This window comes from Martelella lutilitoris, assembly GCF_005924265.1.
In the GTDB taxonomy this organism is placed as follows: Bacteria; Pseudomonadota; Alphaproteobacteria; order Rhizobiales; family Rhizobiaceae; genus Martelella; species Martelella lutilitoris.
Genome location: NZ_VCLB01000004.1, coordinates 195,204 through 212,178 on the forward strand (window position 1 = coordinate 195,204; position 16,975 = coordinate 212,178).

The following is a 16,975-nucleotide window of genomic DNA, read 5'->3' on the forward strand; positions in this document are numbered from 1 at the left end:
TTCCTGTTGGCAAACCCCGGCAGATGCGCCATCCACCGTCAAATCGCGCCGTTTTGATGGCAATTGCACGCCTATTTCTGACCCCAGCCGGTATTTTCATCGCCTGCGAGATAGGCAAGTTCCGCGCGGGTCGACCGGCGCTTCAGGATCGGGTTGCGATGGGGAAAGCGGCCGAAGCGGGCAATCACCTCCCGATGGCTTTCTGCATATGAGGAGAATTCTTCATTGCCGAGCGCGGCGAAAAGCGCCACGGAACGGTCCTGATCGGCCAGGTTTTCGGAATGTTCGAACGGCATGAAGAAGAATGCCCGACGGTTTTCGGCGACCTTTTCATGCGCGCCGCTGGCAATCGCGAGCTTCGCCTCCCTCAGGGCCAGCATGTCGGTGGCAAAGGCCATCGGCGTTGCGCGATAGATGTTGCGGGGAAACTGGTCGAGCACGATCACGGCGGCGAGCTGGGCCTCCGGCGTGGCCCGCCAGGGGGCGCCGACATCGCGCGCGAGCGCCCTGTGCGTTGCAAAGAAGCGGTAGAGGATGGCGTTGTCGAGGGCGGCGACATCGTCCGGCTGGAACCAGTCCTTCGGCGTCAGTTCGTCAAACCAGAAGGAAAGCACCTGATCGGGGCCGACGACGGATTCGATGAACTCACTCATGACTTTCCTTCCCGCGCACAATCGCGTGTGGCAGCGCATGGGCGCGCTTGCGTATGACTGACAGGAACGATACATTTTCAGTCACATCCGCTCAAGCTAGTCATTTTAAGAGACACGAATGTCTGAAACTGGGCCAACGGGCTCGCGACGCGGCGTCACCGTCGTCACATCCCTGATATTCGTCATCGTGCTCCTGATCGCGATCCGCTGGGCGGGCGGGTTCTTGAAACCCGTAGCGCTTGCACTCTTCATCATCGCCGTCACCTGGCCGATCAAGAATGCCCTGCAGAAAGTGATGCCGCCGCTTCTGGCCCTTGCGGTTACCGTCATCAGCACCATCGTCGTTTTCGTCATTTTCGCAACGCTGGTCATCTGGGGCTTCTCCCGCATGGCGACCTCCTTCGTCGATGCGGCATGGCAGCTCCAGGCCGCTTACCAGGATGCGGTCGCCTGGCTGGGGGAAAAGGGCTTTTCCGTCGCAAGCTCGCTCAACGACATCTTCAATGTCGGCCTGATCGCACGCACCGTGCGACAAGTGACAGGACAGGCGAGCACGACGCTGAGCTTCTGGCTCGTGGTGCTTGCCTATGTGGTCCTCGGCCTCACCGAGGTGGACAAGCTCCGCCACAAGATCGCGGCCCTTTCCAAGCCGGAGTTCGCCTCCGCCGCCATCCGCATCGCCGATGCGACGGCCAAGAAATTCGGTCGCTACATGCTGGTGCGCACACAGATGAGCGCTATGACCGGCGTTCTGTTCTGGAGCTCGGCGACGCTGACGGGTCTCGACTTCCCGGTGGAATGGGGCGTCATCGCCTTCGCGCTCAACTACATTCCCTTCATCGGCTCGGTGATTGCCACCGTCTTTCCCTCGCTCTACGGCGTGATCCAGTTCGAGCACTGGGAGACGGCGCTGGCGCTGTTCGTCTGCCTCAACCTGATCCAGTTCATCATCGGCAATTACGTGGAGCCGATGGTCTCCGGGTCGACGCTGTCCATCTCGCCCTTCGTCGTGGTCTTCTCGATCTTCTTCTGGACCTTCATGTGGGGCCTGTTCGGCACCTTCCTCGGCGTGCCGATCACGATCGCGCTTCTGACGGTGTGCGAGAACATTCCCTCGCTCAAATGGGTGGCCGATATCCTCGGCGGAGGGCCGCGCAAGCAGAAGGCCCGCCGCAAACTGAGCCTGCCCTCTCCCGGCGAATAGCGCCGGAGCCGTCAGCGCGGGCGCTCTGCCCTGTCGCGAGTCATGCCCTTTTCGGCAAGCTCGGCCTCGTAATCGGCAAACATCCGCGCGCCGTCCTCGCCGAGTTCCCGCAGATAGGTCCAAGTATAGATGCCGCTGTCGTGCATGTCGTCAAAGCCGATGCGGATCGCGTAATTGCCGGCGGGCGCGACCGTCATGATCTCCACATTGCGCTTGCCCGGCACCGTCACCGCTTGTCCGGGGCCGTGCCCCTTGACCTCGGCCGAGGGCGAGAGCACGCGCAGCATTTCGGCGGGAAGCGAAAACCGCGCCCCATCGTCGAAAGAGACTGTCAGCGTCCGGCGGTCGCGAGAGACGCGGATTTCGGTTGGCGCTGCTGTCATTGCTGGTCCTGACGGTTCCTGAAAATCACGCGGCTGTGTTTCGCACTTCACTTGACGCTTGCCAAGGCCTGTTCCATCTTCCGGTCAAGGAGAACTCGGTGAACCAGCACATCCTAGACAGACAGCCCGTGGCAGGCCAGCCAACGCCGATGATCGACCCCTTCGGCCGGCAGATCACCTATTTGCGCGTATCGGTTACGGATCGCTGCGATTTCCGCTGCACCTATTGCATGGCGGAGAACATGACCTTCCTGCCGAAACGCGACCTGCTGACGCTGGAAGAACTGGAACGGCTCTGCAACGCCTTCATCGACAAGGGCGTCAGGAAACTTCGCCTGACCGGCGGCGAGCCGCTGATGCGCAAGAATGTGATGCAGCTTATCCGCAATCTTGGTCAGCGCATCGATGAAGGCGCGCTTGACGAGCTGACGCTGACCACCAACGGCTCGCAGCTTTCACGCTTTGCCGACGATCTCTATGCCGCCGGCGTGCGGCGCATCAACGTCTCGCTCGACACGCTCGACCCGCAAAAGTTTCGCGAGATCACCCGCTGGGGCGATTTCGACAAGGTGATAGCCGGGCTGGAAGCCGCTCGAAAGGCAGGCCTCAAGGTCAAGCTCAATGCCGTTGCGCTTGCCGGCTTCAACGAGCACGAAATACCCGAGCTCCTGCGCTTTGCCCATGGAAACGGCATGGACCTGACGCTGATCGAGGCGATGCCGCTCGGCGAGGTCGACACCGACCGCTCCTCCCAATACCTGCCGCTGAGCAAGGTCCGTCGCGATCTTGCGGAGCGTTTCACCCTCACCGATAATCCTCTGACCACCGGCGGCCCCGCGCGCTTCGTCACGGTTGCCGAGACCGGCGGCAAGCTCGGCTTCATCACGCCGCTGTCGCATAATTTCTGCGCGGCCTGCAACCGCGTGCGGCTGACCTGCACCGGCATGCTCTATCTCTGTCTCGGCCATGACGACAATGCCGATTTCCGCAAGGTGTTGCGCGACAACCCGAATGACGACGCCGTGCTGCATCGCGCGATCGACGCTGCCATCGCCAGGAAGCCGGAAGCGCATGATTTCGAACTCGATGAAACCCGTTCGCGCGTTGCCGTCGCCCGCCACATGAGCATGACCGGCGGCTGATCCCTGCCGTCCGGATACCGGACAGCCAAGTGACACAGATCACTTCTCAGTCTCGTTGATCGTCTATATGAACAAGACATAAGATAACGAGACCAATGATGCGCACATCCTCCAATGTTACCGGCGCCGCCTTTATGATCGCGGCGATGGCCGGATTTTCCCTGACTGACGCGACCGCAAAACTGCTGACCGAGGAAATCGGTCTCGGTCAGATCATGTTCGTCCGGGGTATCATCCTCACCGTTTTCACGGTGCTGATCGCCTGGCGCAGCCGCGCGCTTTCTCGCATTGGCGCGGTCTCCGACCGGCGCGTGATCGTGCGCAGCCTGTGCGAACTGGTTGCCGCCGTCGCCTTTCTCCAGGCGCTGAAACAAATGCCGCTCGCCAATGCCGCCTCGATCATACAGTGCCTGCCGCTCGCCGTGACGCTGGGCGCGGCGCTTTTCATGAAAGAGCCGGTCGGCTGGCGGCGCTGGAGCGCCATCATCGTCGGCTTTATTGGCGTGATGATCATCATCCAGCCCGGTCCGGACGGTTTCCAGCAGGGCGCGGGCTATGCCGTGGTCGCCATGCTCGCGGCCTCAGCCAGGGACCTTCTGACCAAGACGATCAGATCCGACGTTCCGGCCATCATCATCACGCTGGCAACCGCCGTTCTCCTGACGATCGGCGGCGCGGTTCTCGGCACGCTCGAGCAGGATTGGAGCATGATGAGCTGGCCGATCATGCTGAAGCTCGTGCTCGCCGCCATCTTCCTCTTGTCCGGCTACCAGTTCGTCGTCTTTGCCGTGCGACTTGCCGATATCTCCTACATCGCGCCGTTCCGCTATGCCGGGCTGCTATGGGCGACGCTTCTGGGTATCCTCCTGTTCCGGACCTATCCGGACATGAACGTGCTTGTCGGCGGCGTGATCATTGTTGCCGCCGGGCTCTACTCCTTCTACAGGGAGCGCAAGAAGGGGCTGGAGCCGCTTGCCGAAACCGGTCAGCCTGTCGCCTCCGAAGGCGGCGGACCGATCGTCAGGGCGGAGGAAGACATGCTGAAGGAGAGAAAATGACGCCGTTTCCCGCCGTCATCCTCGCCGGCGGCGCCTCGCGGCGCATGGGCACGGACAAGGCGATACTGACGCTTGAGGGCGAACCCCTCCTCGCGCGGGCGCAGCGCCGAATCAAGACGCAGGCACACCCGGTTCTCATCAGCCGGCATGGCGATGAGCTTGCCGGTCTGCCTGACGCCACCGTCATCCGCGACGCCGGGACCGGGCACGAAGGTCCGCTTGCCGGCATTCTTGCGGGCCTTGGTCACCTCGCCGCGCAGGGCTCTAAGGCCACGCATATGGTTTCGCTCGCCGTCGACACGCCGTTTTTCCCGGCTGATCTCGTCGAGCGCCTGTCCGGCGCCAGACCCGCGCCCAACGTGATCGTGCTTGCCCACTCCCAAGGTCGCGCCCATCCGGTCTTCGCCCTCTGGCCGCTTGCCCTGCGCGAGGCGCTTTCGAACTGGCTTGCCTCGGGCTCCAACCGGCGACTGATGGATTTCGTTGCGGGCCATCCATGCCTTGGCGTCGATTTCCCGTTGATTTCGACGAAGGAGGGCGCCGTCGATCCGTTCTTCAACATCAACACGCCGGATGATCTCGACGCCGCGCGCAGAGTTGCAAAACGGATCACCGACGGCTGATCGCTGTTGCGCCGCGATCGATCCCGGCATAGAGCATGGCGGATATTCAACGGGATGACCGCAATGGCACGCAAGATCGACGAGGAAAGACTGGCAGAGGCCTATAACCGGGCGCTTGCGCTCGAAAAGGCGGGCAAGTTCGCCGAGGCGGCAGAGGTCTACCGCGAAGTGCTGGCGATCGATCCCGACGATCATGGTGGCGCTGCCGTGCGTCTTGCCGCGATGGGCTTCGGCGAAGCGCCGAAAAAGGCGCCGGACGCCTATGTCGAGACCCTGTTCGACCAGCATGCCGAGGATTTCGAGGACATTCTCGTCGACCAGCTCGGCTATTGCGTGCCGATGATCATGCGCCAGCGCTTCCAGGCGCTGGAAATCGGGCCGTTCGAACGCATGCTCGATCTTGGCTGCGGCACAGGGCTTGGGGCCAGCGCGCTCGGCGATATGGCGGGCGATATCACCGGCCTCGATATTTCAGAGAAAATGGTCGAGATCGCCTATGAGAAGGAGCTTTACGACACGTTGTTCGTCGCGGAAGCCGAGGAATTTCTCCACGATGACGGCGAGGAGGCGTTCGACCTGATCATTGCCGCCGACGTGCTGCCCTATCTCGGCACGCTTGACGCGTTTTTCTCAGGCGCGGCGAAAAGCATGGCCGGCGGCGGCATCCTCGCCTTTTCCGCGGAAACCCTGCCCGATGACGTGTTGGCCGGACGCGACTACATGGTCGCCCCGCATCACCGTTTCGCACACGGCCGTACGTATCTGACGGAGAGCCTGGAAAAGGCCGGTTTCCGGACGGTCGACGTCACCGACATCAATGTTCGCTTCGAAAACGGAAAGCCGACGCCGGGCTATCTGGTGATTGCCCGCTACTGCGAAGCATGAGAACGCCGTCCGGCATGAAAATAGCGCCACGGCGTGTACCAGCGCCAGTCGGGGTCCAGCGTCTCGGGCACGGGATCGAAGCCATGGGTGCCGCCCGGGCCGCAACGCCCGACGCGAAAGAGCGTCAGGAAGCCGCCGGCCCAGAGCCCGTGGCGGGCGATTGCCTCATAGCCATATTCAGAACAGGTTGGCAGATGCCGGCAGGATTGGCCGATCAGGCTGGAGAATGTCAGCTGATAAAAGCGGATGAAGCCAAGCCCGAACAGGCGACCGGGCGTCTTGCGAAACGGCCCCTGCCAGTTGCGTGAAGACGGCTTTTTCCCGCCATGGCGCTCACACATCGCTTCGGACGGCCTTCTGCTGTTCCGGCGCGGCGGCATCCAGTTCATCAAGCGCCTTCACCAGAGCATCGAAGGTCAGCATCACCGAGCCGTGTCGCGCGGGATAATCTCTGACCGGCAGCAGACAGCGCATTTCCGCGAACCGTCCGCCGGGGCCCTCGCCGCCGTCCTTCAGCATCGCCAGCATCGCGCCGCGCGCCAAGCGGATCTCGTCGGGCCTCGCGCCGATGACTGAGGCGGCCATGATCGCAGAAGAGGCCTGGCCGAGCGCGCAGGCCTTTACCTCGTGGGAAAAATCGCTGACAGCCCCGTCCGCGAGCTTCACATAGACCGTCAGCCGCGAGCCGCATAATTTCGAGTGGGCCGCAGCGCTGGCATCTGCATCGCCAAGGACACCCAGTCGGGTGACATTGCCGGCATGGCTCAGGATGCGTGCGGAATAGATATCGTCCATCTTCGCTTTCCGTGGGACCCTTTTCGGAAAAGGCGGGCCGGAACTGACTGATTACAGGAAAACATGGGATTTCGGCAAGGCTGCGGCAAGCCCCGACGCATTGCCAAGCGCAAGCGCCCGGTCTATCAACGCCGGAAGAAACAGGTCCGGCAACGACAGGAAAGACCATGCCGCAATTCGCAAAGCCGCCGCAGGACAAGGCCCTGCTCGACGAGGCCGCCGTCTTCACGCCGCGTTTCGATGACAAGGGGCTCGTCACCGCCATCGTCACCGATGTCCGCGACAATGCCGTGCTGATGCTCGCCCACATGAACGCCGAGGCCCTGTCGCTGACGCTCGAGACCGGCTTTGCCCATTATTACAGCCGCTCGCGCGACACGATCTGGAAGAAGGGCGAGACCTCCGGCAACCTGCAGAAGGTGGAACAGGTGCTGGCTGACTGCGACCAGGATGCGGTCCTGCTGAAGGTTTCAATGACAGGCCATGACGCGGCCTGCCACACCGGCCGGCGTTCCTGCTTCTACCGGCAGGTGACGATCGCCGACGGCGCGGCCATGCTCGAAAGCATCGACGACCACAGGGCCTTCGATCCGAAGGCGGTCTACGGCAAGTAAGGCTCAGCCGGCGATATAGGACTTGATGTGCTCGGCCTCCTGCTCGACCTCGCGGATGCGCGACTTGACCACATCGCCGATCGAGATGATGCCGGCAAGCTTGCCGTCAACCTCGACCGGAACATGGCGAAAGTGCCTTTTGGTCATCACCTCCATCAGTTCATTGACGGTGGTGCCCTCATCGCAGCGGTAGACATTGTCTGTCATCTCCTGGGAGACGGGCGCTGTCAGAGCGCGCGCGCCGTGCTTGCCGACGGCGGCGGCGAGGTCGCGCTCGGTGAAGATGCCGGCGATCCTGTCGCCCTCGTCGGCGATCACCACGGCGCCGATACGGTTCTGGTGGAGGATCACCGCCACCTCGGAAATTGACGTCGTCGCCGGCGCGGTCACGACCGCCCTGCCCTTCTCGTCCAGTATCATCCTGACAGTGATCGCCATCAAAACCTCCTCGTGTTTCCGGCACCTTCTGCGCATCCCTCCTCCAGGGCGCTGCGCGGACGAATATGGTGCATGAGGATTTGGGCGATTGCAAGAAAACCGTGCGGTCCGCTCCTTGCCCGAACCGCTAGAAAATCAGCGTGCGCGGCGTCTTCACGTCGAACAGCGGAAAAGCCAGGAAGCCGAACAGGAAGCCGCCGACATGGGCCTGCCAGGCAATGTCGGCCGCGCTGACGCCGATGAAACTGACGCCGACGGCGACGAGCAGATTGCCGACGAGCCAGACCAGGACGAAGGCGCGCGCCGTCGGATCGGCAAAGACCGCGCCGATCGAAAGCCTGGGGCCGAGATGCGCCTGCGGAAGGAACCGTCCGCCGGCAAAGACGAAACGGCAGGCCGCGCCCATATAGGCCGACACCACGCCGGACGCGCCGATCAGCACGGTTGCCGCCCCCCAATCCGTGAGCGCGAAGAAGAAGGCGGAGGCGGCAGCGCTTGTCGCCCATAGGAGAAGAAACCGCACCGGCCCAAGCCTTTTGGCGACCGGCGCGCCGAAGATCGCCAGCCAGATCGCGTTGAAGATGATATGGCTCCAGCCGCCGTGGAGAAGCGAATAGGTAAACGGCGACCACAGCCAGGCGAGGTCCTGTCCGGACAACGGACGAGCATAGCGCATCGGCATGAAGCCGAACTCCTGCCATATCGCCATGTTGGTCGCATAGCCGAGAACGAATTCCTGCAGCAGAAAGACCGCAAACAGCACGGCAAGAGCCGCCAGCACGACCGGCGGAAGGTTGATCGGCGGCTCGCGCCTCTGGGGCTGGAAGGGGTCGCCGCCGGTTCGCGGTGTGCGCATGGCATTTGCTCCTGTTCGGCTTCTGATTATCCGATCGGAACATGTTTGAAAAGCGCCGCCGGGCATGGCAGAAGGCGCAACGGATAAGCGGCGGCGCGCCGGGCCGGGAAAACAGGAAAAAACGATGCCGCTGCGGTTACTTAAACGAATATTAACCGCGATTTGATCAGATTTCGCCACAGCCTAGTAATGGATGAACGCGGCCGGTATCATGCCGGCACGGCTTCGCCAGGAAACAACAACCGCCAGATTTCGCAAGAGTTTTTCGAATGCAGAGACAGGCAAACCGCCGCTTCCGTTTGAGCCGGTTCCTCAATGCCGTGATGGTTTTCGCGGCACTCATGACCCTCCTCACCGGCCTACCCGTTAACGAGGCCCGCGCCGATTCCAACGACGCGGCCATCGTGATTGACGCCAATACCGGAAAAGTTCTCTACAGCGAGGCGCCGGACGCGCCGCGCTATCCGGCGTCGCTGACCAAGATGATGACCCTCTACATGCTGTTTGAAGCGCTCGACGAGGGCCGGGTCACGCTCAACACCAAGATACCGTTTTCCAAGAACGCGGCAGCGGAGCCGCCGACCAAGCTCGGCATTCCCGCCGGCGGCAGCGTGACGGTCGAAACCGCGATCTACGCGCTCATCACCCGCTCGGCCAATGACGTCGCCACCGCGGTCGGCGAATATCTCGGCGGATCGGAGAGCAATTTCGCCGCGATGATGACCAACAAGGCGCATGCCCTCGGCATGACGCGCACGACCTATCGCAATGCTCATGGCCTGCCCAACAGCGCACAGAAAACCACGGCTCGCGACCAGGCCCGTCTCGGCATCGCGCTGCGCCAGCATTTCCCGGAATATTACCACTATTTCGGCACGCGCAATTTCAAATACGGCAAGTACAATATCGGCAACCACAATCGTCTTCTCGGCCAGGTGAAGGGCGTCGACGGCATCAAGACCGGCTATACCAACGCTTCGGGGTACAATCTCGCCACCTCCGCCGTTTCCGGCAACCGCTCCATCGTTGCCGTCGTCATGGGCGGCGCGACCGGGGCAAGCCGCAACCAGTGGGCAACGCGTCTGGTAACGACCTATCTGCCCAAGGCATCCAACGGCCGCGGCGGCAATTTCGTCATCGCCCGTTCCGACACCATGGTGTTCCCGGACAAGGGCCCGATCCCTTACCCGCGTCCGGCGGCTGACGGCGGCGTCGCGCTCGCCTATGCGGCAAACGACAACGCCGCGCCGGCCGCTTCGGCGGGTCTCACCGGCGTCCAGGCCGAGCTCGTCTCCAACGTTCCCCTGCCGAGCGAACGCCGTCCGGCCGACAATGACGAGGGGCTGAGCGTCGAGGACGTGCTGCAAACGGCCGACACTGTCGCCGATGCCGTCGGCGATGCGATCATTCCCGCGGCCCAGGCCTCGGAAAGCGCGCCCGATACCTCGATCAAGACGGCCTCGATCAGCCAGCCGCGCGGCTGGGTCGTCCAGGTCGGCACCGCCGCAACCGCCGAGGGCGCCCGCGCGCTTTTGACCCGCACACAGGGCAAGGCCGGCGGCGCGCTGGACAAGTCGCAGCCCTTCGCCCTTGCCTATAACAATGGCGGCCAGGAGATCTACCGCGCCCGCTTCGGCGGCTTCCCCGACCAGGAAGAGGCGGTCAAGGCCTGCCGCGCGTTGAAGCGCAACGGCGTGAGCTGCTGGGCAAGCCTGCAGTAAATCCGAAGTTAAAAGCCGGTGCTTCGATGCACCGGAACAGAAAGCCTGAATAAAACGCCGGTCCGCATCGCAGGCCGGCGTTTTTGCGTAAAGGGTTTCGAAAGATTTATCCGCTAGCCTCTTCGGTAAGGTTTCGGAAAGCAAGAAACGCAATAGCTTTCGGCGCCATGGAAAAGCCCATTATCTGTCCTGCGTAGCGATGGGGATTGAAGTGAACAGGAAACAGCGTTCCGGCATGATGTCAGGCAATATCGAACCCGCAACCGCCCGCCGCAGCGGTTTCAACCCGCTCCACGAGGCCGCCCAGAAACTGGCCGAATATGCGCGTTTCCAGGGCCGCTACAAGGCCAGGGAGCTTGTCGGTCTCCTGACAAGCCAGGGAGACCGTGCAGCCCGCGCCGTCCAGCCCTCAGCCCGCATTCACCTCTATATCCGCGCCGACCGCGACGGACGCGCGCCGGTCAACCTCAGACTGCGCTGACGGTTTCTTTCGGGGACAGGCATGAAAAAAAGGCGCCGCGCGGCGCCTTTTGTCGTTTCGGCAAGCCTTTCAGGGCCTGCGTCACATCTTGACGGCGGAGATCTGGATCTCGACGCGCCGGTTCTGCGCCCGGCCTTCCGGCGTCGCATTGGATGCGATCGGGTTGGACGGTCCGAAGCCAACGGCGGAGATGCGATTGGCACTGACGCCCGACTGAACCAGATAGTTGCCGACGCTGTTGGCGCGGTCCTGCGACAGTCTCTGGTTATACTCGACCGAACCGGTCGAATCCGTATAGCCGTTCACATTGACCGCGGTGCGGTCATATTTGCGCAGCACCGTCGAAACCGCATTCAGCGTCGAGTAGAAGTTCGGCAGGATCGTGTACCCGTCCGTCGGGAAGGTGACGTTGCCCGGCATGATCAGCGTCAGCATGTCGCCATTGCGGACAACCGAAACGCCGGTACCGGCCAGAGCCTGGCGGAATTCGCGTTCCTGGCTGTCCATATAGGCGCCAATGCCGCCGCCGGCGATCGCGCCGATCGCGCCGCCGATCGCCGCGCCCTTGGCGTCGCCGCCAACGGCAAGACCTGCCAGCGCGCCGAGCGCGCCGCCGGCGAGCGCGCCGGTTCCGGTATTGTTGTTGACGGTCTGTCCCGAATAGGGGTCCGTGGTCGTGCAGCCGGCAAGAAACGCAACGCTTACCGCAGCAATGGTCATTTTCTTCAGCATGATGTCCCTCGAATAAGAAAAGCCTTAAACAATCTCAAGCCGCCTCATTGCGGCATTGATATGGCAAAGCCGCCGCGCGAGAACGGCGGTGACGCAAAGATATTCCTCCGGGTCACCGCCTTCATCCCTTGACCAATGATGCTCAGTTGGTCGCTGCCGCCATTTGATCCGCCGCCGGCGGGGGCGCGATGCGGATCTCGACACGGCGGTTTTGTGCGCGGCCGTCGGCCGTGTCGTTGGATGCCACCGGATCAGCCTTGCCGTAGCCCACCGGCATGATGCGCTGCGGGCTGACGCCGCGCTGGATCAGCGCGCCGGCAACGGCATTGGCGCGCTGCTGCGAGAGCTTGAGGTTATAGGCGTCCGAACCGGTCGAATCGGTATAGCCGTTCACGTCGATATCGGTGGCGTTATACTTCTGCAGAAGACCGGCAACGACGGAAAGAGAAGGGCCGAAGGACGGAACGATCTCGGCGCTGTCGGTAGCAAAGGTGATGCTCGAATCGAAGACCAGCGCGATATATTTCGGCGTGCGCACGATGGTAACGCCGGCGCCTTCGAGCTGCTGGCGCATCTCGGCTTCCTGGCGGTCCATATAGGCCGTCGGATCGCTGACGGAAATATTGGTGACCGATACTTCCTCGGGCGCCTGATTCACGCTGTTCTGCGTGTTGGCCGCGCAGCCGGCAAGCAGTGCGGTTGCGAAGATGGCCGTGAGTAACTTGGCTTTCATGTTTCCCCCTTCAGGATTATCGGAATCGGACGCGCCGATCATTACGTTGAATATCTATATCAACAGTATGGTGTCTGATTTAGCAAGTTTTTCCACGGAAACAGAAGCGGATACCCACGCTTTCAAGGTCAGTGAGAGATCGACGCCGCCTCGTGCATTTCCGCATTGAGACGCCGCTCCTCATCCGCCTTCGGTTTCGAGAAGCGCGCAAGGAGATAATAGGCGACCGGCGTAACGTAGAGCGTGACAATGGTGGCAAGGCCGAGCCCGCCGACGATCACCCAGCCGAGCGCGATGCGCGCCTCTGCGCCCGCGCCGGAGGCGGCAACCAGCGGAATGCCGCCGAGCACGGTGGAGATCATCGTCATCATCACCGGCCGGAGCCGGAGCATGGTCGCATGTTCGATCGCATCGCGCACGCTCTCGCCGCGATCCCTGAGCTGGTTGGCGAATTCGACGATCAGGATGCCGTTCTTCGCCATCACGCCGATCAGAAGCACGAGGCCGATCTGCGAATAGATATTGAGGCTGGTCCCGGTCAGAAGCATGGCGATGAAGGCGCATCCAATGCCGAAGGGCACAGTCGCCAGAATGATCAGGGCGCTCCAAACGCTTTCGAACTGGGCGGCAAGCACGAGGAAGACGATGATGATCGCAAAGCCGAACACCATGCCCATGCCTGACTCATTCTCGTCGAGCGCAGCGGCTTCGGCCTGCGCCTCGACATGGGCGCCGGGCGGCAGAAGCGGCTCGGCAAGCTCCAGAAGGCGCTGATAGGCATCGCCCAACGCCACGCCGGGCCCGAGGCTCGATGACAGCGAAACGGCGGCCTGCTGCTGCTCGCGCTCCAGCGTCGGCGCGATGGATTTCTCCTCCAGCGTGGCGATGGTCGACAGCGGCACGATGCGGCCGTCGCCGGTGCGCAGGAAAATATTCCGCAAATCACTTGGATCGTCGACCTTGCGCGTGTCGGCGCGGATCTGGACATCGTAGGAGTCGCCATCAATGAACACTTCGCCGACCGAACGACCGTCAAGCAGCGCCATCAAAGCCTGGGAAAGCCCGCCGATATCGATGCCGAGATCGGCCGCGCGGCGGCGATCGAGCGTGAGGGCGAGCTGCGCCTGCGTCGCCTCCTCGGAAAGGCGCGGCGCCGAGAACATCGGATCGGCCTCCATCGCCTCGACCAGCGCGCTCGCGGCGTCCGTCAGCCGTTCATGGCTGGAGCCGACAAGGGCGACGGAGAGCCCGTTGCCGGCGCCGCGGATATTGAGCGAGTTCGGCTGGAAGGCGAAGGCGCGCACGGCCGGAATGCTGCCGGAGGCCGCATTCACGTCGCGGGCGATCTGGTCCTGCGTGCGCTCGCGGTCCGCCCAGGGCGCAAGCGACATGACGACGAAGCCGCTGTTGGTGTTGCTGCCGAAACCGGAAATCGAGAAGACGCTCTCGATCTCGCCGCTGTCGATCAGCGGCTGGAGCTTTTCCTCCACCTGCTGGATGCGGTCGCGGGTATAATCGAGGCTGACGCCCTGGGGCGCTGAGACCCGCATCATCAGCATCGACCGATCCTCGCGCGGCAGAAGCTCGGTGGTGAGGTTGGCATAGGCGAGATAGGCCCCGAAAACCAGCAGGCCGGCGAGCGACAGGAGCACCAGCGGCGCGGCCAGCACCCAGCCGAGCGTCACGGCATAGAACCGCGCAAGGGCCGTGCCGAAGCGGGCGACCGGCCCCGGTTTCTGATCCTTGTGGCTCACCAGAATGCGCGATGCCAGCATCGGGCAGAGCGTCAGCGCCACGAAGGACGACAGCATCACGGCAAAGGCCAGCACAAAGCCGAATTCGCGGAACAGCCCGCCCGCCTGCCCCGGCAGGAAGGAGAGCGGCACGAATACCGCGGCAAGGGTTGCCGTCGTGGTGATGACGGCGAAGAACACCTGGCGCGTGCCGAGCACGGCAGCCGCGCGCGGGCCCATGCCGTTTGCCCTGAGACGCACGATGTTTTCCAGAACCACGATCGCGTCATCGACGACCATGCCGGTCGCCAGCACGATTGCCAGAAGCGTGAGGATATTGACGGAGAAGCCCGCGACATAGATCGCGGCCAGCGTGCCGACCAGCGCCACCGGCAGGGTGATCGCCGGAATGATGGTGGCACGCCAGTCACGCAGGAAGACATAGATGATGGCGACGACAATCATCGCCGCGAGGATGAGCGAGCGGACAACTTCCTCGATCGAGCCGGAAATGAACACGGCGTCGTCGCTCGACACCTTGATTGTCGTGCCCTCGGGCAGGTTCGGCGCGATCTCGTTGACGACCCGGTGGACGCCTTCGGAGATTTCCAGCGTATTCGACTTCGCCTGGCGGATGATGCCGAGCCCGATGCCGGGCTGACCATTATAGCGCAGCGCCGTTGCCGCCGTATCCGGTCCGAAGACGACGGTGGCGACATCGCCGAGACGGACATTCTCGGCCACGCGGATATCGGCAAACTCTTCCGGCGTGGTGATATCGGCCGTGGCGCGCACGCCGAGCGCCTGGGTGGTGCTGGTCAGCGAGCCCGCCGGCACATCCCAGGAGATATCGGACAGCGCCGACGTCAGGTCGGCCACCGAGAGGCCGCGGCTGGCAAGGGCGGCCTGGTTAATATCGATGCGGAAGATTTTTTCCCGCTCGCCGTAAACGGCGACGTCGGCCACGCCGGGCACGGCCGCGAAACGGTCCTCGATCTCGTCGCTGACAAGTTCCGTCAGGTCGTCGATATCGAGTGTCGAGGAGGTGATCGCCAAACGGACCACCGGCTGGGCATCGGAATCCGCCTTGACGATGCTCGGCTCGTCGGCGTCATCGGGCAATTGTCCCTCGACCCGGCCGACGGCATCGCGCACATCCATGGAGGCGACGTTGATATCCGTATCCTTGCTGAACTCGAGCGTCACGCGGCTCGAGCCGGTGGAGGACCGGGAGGACATCGACTGAAGGCCGGGAACGCGCGCCACCGCGCCCTCGATGACATTGGTCACCTCGCGGTCGACCGTCTCGGGCGCGGCGCCCGAAAAGGTGGTGCGCACGGTGATGACCGGCTGGTCGACATCGGGCAGTTCACGCACCTCGACGCCGAAAAAGGCGGCGAGACCGGCAACCACGATCAGGGCGTTGAAGACGGCCGCAAGAATGGGCCTGCGCACAAAGAGCGCGGTAAAGCCGTGCTCGCTCTCATGCTCGGCAATCGCCTTTTCCGCCTCGCTGCGCGCATCGCTCGACTGGTTTTCGACCGCCGTCACTTCGCCGGGCGTCTTGTCGTTTTCGCGGTCGCTCATGATGCGGTCTCCGCGCTTTCGCGTTTCGGAGCACCGGAGGTTACGTCGCTGACGGAAGCCCCCTCGCGCAGGCGCTGGATGCCCTCGATGATGACACTATCCCCCTCGCCCAGTTCGGCATCGACCAGCACCACATCGGGATCGCGCTGAATGATGCGCACCCGCGTCTTGGTCGATTTGCCGTCGACGAACTGCCAGACATAGGCCCCGTCGGAATCCCACTGGATCGCAAGCGGGTCGACGGCCGGATAGACATCGCCTGGAAAGCGCATGGACACGTCAAAGGACATGCCAGCGCGCAGCGCGTCATCCTCATTTTCGAGCCGCGCGCGCACCATGAAGGTGCGGCTTGCCGCGTCGATGCGGTTGTCGACGGCCTGGACCTCGCCTTCGAAGACCTGCTGGGGCGCTGAAACGAGGCTCGCCTCCACCGGCGCGCCGGAACGGATCGCAGTCGCGAAACGCTCTGGCACGGAAAAGTCGACGAGGATCGAGGACCGGTCGTCAATGGTGACAATCTCCGAAGAGGTCGTAACGTAATCCCCCACATTGACCGGAACGATGCCGGCGACACCGTCGATCGGCGCAACGATGCGGCGGCGCGCGAGATCGAGCTCGGCAGCCTCGAGGTCAAGTTCGGCCGATCGCTCGGCGATTTCGGCATTATAGACCTCAAGATCGGAGATCGCCGATTTGATCCGGCGATTGACATCGGCCTGGCGGGTGGCGCTTTCGAGCGCGACCTCGGCAAGGTTGCGGGCGAGCACCTGTTCGCGGTCATCAAGCACCGCGATGACATCGCCCTTCTTGACCATGTCACCGGAGGAAAGATTGAGTTCGGTGATCGTCCCTGCCTCTTCGGGCAGCACGGTGACCGAACGGATCGCCTCTCCGCTGCCGATCGCCGTCAATTCATCGTTCACGGTGCCCGTCGTCACCGGCGCGGTCACGACCTGTATGCCGCCGCCTGAGAACCCGCCGGGGGCGCGTCCGCCGTTGCCGGCGGTCGGTTTCGCCTCCAGTATGCCATAGGACGTCAGCACCTCTCGCCCCCCGGGCGCCAGGAAAAGCCAGGCCGCGGACCCGATCGCCAGAAGACAAACGCTGACGGCAACCTGTTGGTAGAAACGCATCAAAAACCCCGGTTTTCAAGAAGATGCCGAAAATGGCGGCGTGCGGAAAGAAAAAAGAATATGAGTGGAATTATCCAGATCACCCGGCCCACTGCAAGCAGAGGAATCAAACCTCACCAAATTGTAATGTTCCGGCCCCTTCATCGCCTTGGTTGCGGCGCGTTTTCGGCTAGGAAGGACCATCGTCTGTGCATATTTTGTTCT

At 62.9% G+C, this 16,975-nt stretch carries 18 protein-coding genes; 8 read left to right on the forward strand and 10 right to left on the reverse strand.

The window, feature by feature from the left end; genetic code table 11:
- Positions 1 to 71 precede the first annotated feature (71 nt).
- Positions 72 to 653: a DUF924 family protein gene (locus tag FF124_RS08210; protein ID WP_138748009.1), complete on the reverse strand. Its 582-nt coding sequence runs from the start codon at positions 651 to 653 to the stop codon at positions 72 to 74.
- A gap of 118 nt (positions 654 to 771) precedes the next feature.
- Here FF124_RS08210 and FF124_RS08215 point away from each other — a divergent pair, with 118 nt between their 5' ends.
- Positions 772 to 1,857 (forward strand): AI-2E family transporter, encoded by a 1,086-nt coding sequence (locus FF124_RS08215; protein ID WP_138748010.1) that lies wholly within the window; start codon positions 772 to 774, stop codon positions 1,855 to 1,857.
- An 11-nt stretch (positions 1,858 to 1,868) separates the two neighbouring features.
- Here FF124_RS08215 and FF124_RS08220 read toward each other — a convergent pair whose 3' ends face one another.
- Positions 1,869 to 2,240 (reverse strand): gamma-butyrobetaine hydroxylase family protein, encoded by a 372-nt coding sequence (locus FF124_RS08220; RefSeq protein WP_138748011.1) that lies wholly within the window; start codon positions 2,238 to 2,240, stop codon positions 1,869 to 1,871.
- A gap of 149 nt (positions 2,241 to 2,389) precedes the next feature.
- Here FF124_RS08220 and moaA point away from each other — a divergent pair, with 149 nt between their 5' ends.
- The 4 genes from moaA (at position 2,390) to FF124_RS08240 (ending at position 5,948) form a co-directional block, all read left to right on the forward strand.
- On the forward strand, positions 2,390 to 3,382 hold the full coding sequence (moaA, locus tag FF124_RS08225; RefSeq protein WP_246072334.1) for a GTP 3',8-cyclase MoaA: 993 nt from the start codon (positions 2,390 to 2,392) through the stop codon (positions 3,380 to 3,382).
- Between the two features lie 95 nt (positions 3,383 to 3,477).
- Positions 3,478 to 4,440: a DMT family transporter gene (locus FF124_RS08230; protein ID WP_138748013.1), complete on the forward strand. Its 963-nt coding sequence runs from the start codon at positions 3,478 to 3,480 to the stop codon at positions 4,438 to 4,440.
- Positions 4,437 to 5,063 (forward strand): molybdenum cofactor guanylyltransferase MobA, encoded by a 627-nt coding sequence (gene mobA / locus FF124_RS08235; protein ID WP_138748014.1) that lies wholly within the window; start codon positions 4,437 to 4,439, stop codon positions 5,061 to 5,063. The genes FF124_RS08230 and mobA overlap by 4 nt, the downstream gene beginning before the upstream one ends.
- Positions 5,064 to 5,126: 63 nt before the next feature.
- Complete coding sequence (locus FF124_RS08240) at positions 5,127 to 5,948, forward strand: class I SAM-dependent methyltransferase (RefSeq protein ID WP_138748015.1); 822 nt, start codon at positions 5,127 to 5,129, stop codon at positions 5,946 to 5,948.
- Here FF124_RS08240 and yidD read toward each other — a convergent pair.
- Together yidD and FF124_RS08250 are read right to left on the reverse strand one after the other, a co-directional pair.
- Positions 5,933 to 6,289, reverse strand: a complete 357-nt coding sequence (gene yidD / locus FF124_RS08245) for a membrane protein insertion efficiency factor YidD (protein ID WP_138748016.1) — start codon at positions 6,287 to 6,289, stop codon at positions 5,933 to 5,935. The genes FF124_RS08240 and yidD overlap by 16 nt on opposite strands.
- Positions 6,282 to 6,743 (reverse strand): iron-sulfur cluster assembly scaffold protein, encoded by a 462-nt coding sequence (locus FF124_RS08250; RefSeq protein WP_138748017.1) that lies wholly within the window; start codon positions 6,741 to 6,743, stop codon positions 6,282 to 6,284. The genes yidD and FF124_RS08250 overlap by 8 nt, the downstream gene beginning before the upstream one ends.
- Before the next feature lie 167 nt (positions 6,744 to 6,910).
- Between FF124_RS08250 and hisI the strand changes: the two genes are divergently transcribed.
- Entirely contained in the window at positions 6,911 to 7,357 is a 447-nt protein-coding gene (hisI, locus tag FF124_RS08255; protein ID WP_138748018.1) for a phosphoribosyl-AMP cyclohydrolase, read from the forward strand.
- 3 nt (positions 7,358 to 7,360) lie between these two features.
- On the opposite strand, the gene FF124_RS08260 is transcribed toward hisI, so the two are convergent.
- Together FF124_RS08260 and FF124_RS08265 are read right to left on the reverse strand one after the other, a co-directional pair.
- A complete protein-coding gene (locus FF124_RS08260) occupies positions 7,361 to 7,795 on the reverse strand; it encodes a CBS domain-containing protein (RefSeq protein ID WP_138748019.1) in 435 nt (144 codons plus the stop codon).
- Between the two features lie 127 nt (positions 7,796 to 7,922).
- Entirely contained in the window at positions 7,923 to 8,651 is a 729-nt protein-coding gene (locus FF124_RS08265; RefSeq protein WP_138748020.1) for a rhomboid family intramembrane serine protease, read from the reverse strand.
- 269 nt (positions 8,652 to 8,920) lie between these two features.
- Between FF124_RS08265 and FF124_RS08270 the strand changes: the two genes are divergently transcribed.
- Positions 8,921 to 10,372 (forward strand): D-alanyl-D-alanine carboxypeptidase, encoded by a 1,452-nt coding sequence (locus FF124_RS08270; protein WP_138748021.1) that lies wholly within the window; start codon positions 8,921 to 8,923, stop codon positions 10,370 to 10,372.
- Positions 10,373 to 10,583: 211 nt separating this feature from the next.
- On the forward strand, positions 10,584 to 10,853 hold the full coding sequence (locus FF124_RS08275; protein ID WP_246072300.1) for a hypothetical protein: 270 nt from the start codon (positions 10,584 to 10,586) through the stop codon (positions 10,851 to 10,853).
- An 81-nt stretch (positions 10,854 to 10,934) separates the two neighbouring features.
- On the opposite strand, the gene FF124_RS08280 is transcribed toward FF124_RS08275, so the two are convergent.
- From FF124_RS08280 to FF124_RS08295, 4 genes are all read right to left on the reverse strand, one after another.
- Positions 10,935 to 11,585, reverse strand: coding sequence for a YiaD family glycine zipper/OmpA-like lipoprotein (locus FF124_RS08280; protein WP_138748022.1), 651 nt, complete (start codon positions 11,583 to 11,585; stop codon positions 10,935 to 10,937).
- A 142-nt stretch (positions 11,586 to 11,727) separates the two neighbouring features.
- Positions 11,728 to 12,318 (reverse strand): YiaD family glycine zipper/OmpA-like lipoprotein, encoded by a 591-nt coding sequence (locus FF124_RS08285; RefSeq protein WP_187326867.1) that lies wholly within the window; start codon positions 12,316 to 12,318, stop codon positions 11,728 to 11,730.
- A 128-nt stretch (positions 12,319 to 12,446) separates the two neighbouring features.
- On the reverse strand, positions 12,447 to 15,638 hold the full coding sequence (locus tag FF124_RS08290) for an efflux RND transporter permease subunit (protein ID WP_138748024.1): 3,192 nt from the start codon (positions 15,636 to 15,638) through the stop codon (positions 12,447 to 12,449).
- Positions 15,635 to 16,771, reverse strand: coding sequence for an efflux RND transporter periplasmic adaptor subunit (locus tag FF124_RS08295; RefSeq protein ID WP_138748025.1), 1,137 nt, complete (start codon positions 16,769 to 16,771; stop codon positions 15,635 to 15,637). Before FF124_RS08295 ends, FF124_RS08290 begins: the two co-directional genes overlap by 4 nt.
- Between the last annotated feature and the right edge of the window lie 204 nt (positions 16,772 to 16,975).

Bases quoted from the DNA above. Each gene is read 5' to 3' on its own strand.
- mobA (WP_138748014.1), top strand. From the start codon at position 4,437: ATGACGCCGTTTCCCGCCGTCATCCTCGCCGGCGGCGCCTCGCGGCGC.
- FF124_RS08215 (WP_138748010.1), top strand. From the start codon at position 772: ATGTCTGAAACTGGGCCAACGGGCTCGCGACGCGGCGTCACCGTCGTC.
- FF124_RS08265 (WP_138748020.1), bottom strand. From the start codon at position 8,651: ATGCGCACACCGCGAACCGGCGGCGACCCCTTCCAGCCCCAGAGGCGC.
- FF124_RS08240 (WP_138748015.1), top strand. From the start codon at position 5,127: ATGGCACGCAAGATCGACGAGGAAAGACTGGCAGAGGCCTATAACCGG.
- FF124_RS08210 (WP_138748009.1), bottom strand. From the start codon at position 653: ATGAGTGAGTTCATCGAATCCGTCGTCGGCCCCGATCAGGTGCTTTCC.
- FF124_RS08285 (WP_187326867.1), bottom strand. From the start codon at position 12,318: ATGAAAGCCAAGTTACTCACGGCCATCTTCGCAACCGCACTGCTTGCC.
- hisI (WP_138748018.1), top strand. From the start codon at position 6,911: ATGCCGCAATTCGCAAAGCCGCCGCAGGACAAGGCCCTGCTCGACGAG.
- moaA (WP_246072334.1), top strand. From the start codon at position 2,390: ATGATCGACCCCTTCGGCCGGCAGATCACCTATTTGCGCGTATCGGTT.
- FF124_RS08250 (WP_138748017.1), bottom strand. From the start codon at position 6,743: ATGGACGATATCTATTCCGCACGCATCCTGAGCCATGCCGGCAATGTC.
- FF124_RS08290 (WP_138748024.1), bottom strand. From the start codon at position 15,638: ATGAGCGACCGCGAAAACGACAAGACGCCCGGCGAAGTGACGGCGGTC.
- yidD (WP_138748016.1), bottom strand. From the start codon at position 6,289: ATGTGTGAGCGCCATGGCGGGAAAAAGCCGTCTTCACGCAACTGGCAG.
- FF124_RS08220 (WP_138748011.1), bottom strand. From the start codon at position 2,240: ATGACAGCAGCGCCAACCGAAATCCGCGTCTCTCGCGACCGCCGGACG.
- FF124_RS08260 (WP_138748019.1), bottom strand. From the start codon at position 7,795: ATGGCGATCACTGTCAGGATGATACTGGACGAGAAGGGCAGGGCGGTC.
- FF124_RS08295 (WP_138748025.1), bottom strand. From the start codon at position 16,771: ATGCGTTTCTACCAACAGGTTGCCGTCAGCGTTTGTCTTCTGGCGATC.
- FF124_RS08280 (WP_138748022.1), bottom strand. From the start codon at position 11,585: ATGCTGAAGAAAATGACCATTGCTGCGGTAAGCGTTGCGTTTCTTGCC.
- FF124_RS08270 (WP_138748021.1), top strand. From the start codon at position 8,921: ATGCAGAGACAGGCAAACCGCCGCTTCCGTTTGAGCCGGTTCCTCAAT.
- FF124_RS08230 (WP_138748013.1), top strand. From the start codon at position 3,478: ATGATGCGCACATCCTCCAATGTTACCGGCGCCGCCTTTATGATCGCG.